The organism is Paenibacillus jiangxiensis, assembly GCF_046098255.1.
GTDB classification, from domain to species: domain Bacteria; phylum Bacillota; class Bacilli; order Paenibacillales; family Paenibacillaceae; genus Paenibacillus; species Paenibacillus jiagnxiensis.
Map to the genome: position 1 here is coordinate 1 of NZ_JBJURI010000069.1, position 1,589 is coordinate 1,589.

Consider the following 1,589-nt stretch of genomic DNA (forward strand, 5'->3'; position numbering starts at 1 on the left):
CACGCCGCCCAGGTGACCGATTTTCGGGGGCGTGTCCTCACACCGCGCCATCTGTCGTTTGCGAACACGCGGGAAGGTTTTGAGAAGTTTCTGCGTTGGACGCGTGACGTACAGGACAGACATCATCTGTCCTCACTCATCATCGGCATGGAGCCCACAGGCCACTATTGGTTTAATCTCGCGAATTGGTTGCGGGAGCAAGGGATCACGGTGGTGCTGGTGAACCCGGTGACGGTGCATCGCAATAAAGAAAATCGCGACAATTCCCCGTCCAAGAACGATCCCAAGGATGCCTTGAACATTGCTGATGTGGTGAGCCGAGGCTTTTACACCGACTATACGCCGGAGGCGGCCATGTTCGAACGCCTCAAGACGGTCATGAGTGATCGAGAATTTTGGGTCAAACAGCAGGTGAGCCTGGGAAATCGCATCATCCGCTGGATTGATCTGAAGTTTCCGGAATTCCGTTCGGTCTTCCCGGACTGGACCATTTTGCGTTCTCTGGCGTCGCTCCATGCCTTTCCGTTGCCTGTCGATCTGCAGGGCCTTTGTGCGGATGAGGTGATCGAAACTTGGCGTGAGCAGGGGATGAAACGTGCCGGCGGAGCGAGTGGCAAAGAGAAGGCCGCCCGGCTTCTTCTGGTGGCTGCACATAGTATCGGCGATACGCAGGCACCTGAAGAAGCACGGCGTGATTTGCAGCGTCTGCTGGCTGCGTATGAATATGCCGTCAAGTTGCTTGAGGAAATCGAGCAGGAAGTCAAGACGTTACTAGGCTGTATTCCGTTTGCTGAGCAGTTGCGAAGTATTAAAGGGCTTGGAGCGATAACCATCGCGGCCCTTCTGGCTTGTGCCGGGGATTTGCGCAACTATGCCCATGGGCGCCAGTTGCTGCGCCGGGCCGGTATGAATCTAGCGGAACGTACTTCGGGCAAGTTCAAGGGACAGATCAAGCTCTCCAAGCGCGGGGACAGCATGCTTCGCAAGTATCTTTATCTAGGCGTGCTGACCTTGGTTGGCCAACATCCAGACTTTAAGCGATGGCATGAGTACAACCAGAAGAAAGGGATGAAGAAAATGGCTTCGATCACCAAGTTAATTGGCAAACTCGCTCGCATCCTCATTGGCATGGTCCAGAAGGGAGAGCTGTACCGCTCCGAGATCGCGGTTATCCGGGTCGCCTAGCCCAAGTCCATTGACGTAACCGAGCCTAGCCGATATCCGTCGTCAAACGAAGATTGACTCGTTCGCAGGATTTTGAACAAAGAGAGCACAGAGAACCGAGTTCGGCAACCGCAAGGGCAAATGACCCATCATCTAAACGCAATCGGTCTCCACGCCTTGGACAGGTACAACGAAGGAATGTAAGGGCGAAGACCCGTAGAGACATGGGAGGGTGAACCTCCAAGGGCCGAGTGGAAGGTGCAGAAAACCATTTTATGGGAGAGGTGCGCAGATGCACGACTTCTATTCCTGCACACCCTTTTGCAAGAAACAACGGCTTTTTGTCCGGGTCTCCGCTCATCTCTTCGCTTTTCAAGGCAGTAAAATCCTGCGAATGAGTGAGCATTCGTGAGAAAACACCTTAA

The 1,589-nt window shown here is 53.9% G+C and carries 1 protein-coding gene; it reads left to right on the forward strand.

From position 1 onward, the window contains the following. A partial coding sequence (locus ACI1P2_RS31320) for an IS110 family RNA-guided transposase (RefSeq protein ID WP_355327696.1) occupies positions 1 to 1,185 on the forward strand: 1,185 nt, incomplete at its 5' end. Positions 1,186 to 1,589 lie beyond the last annotated feature (404 nt).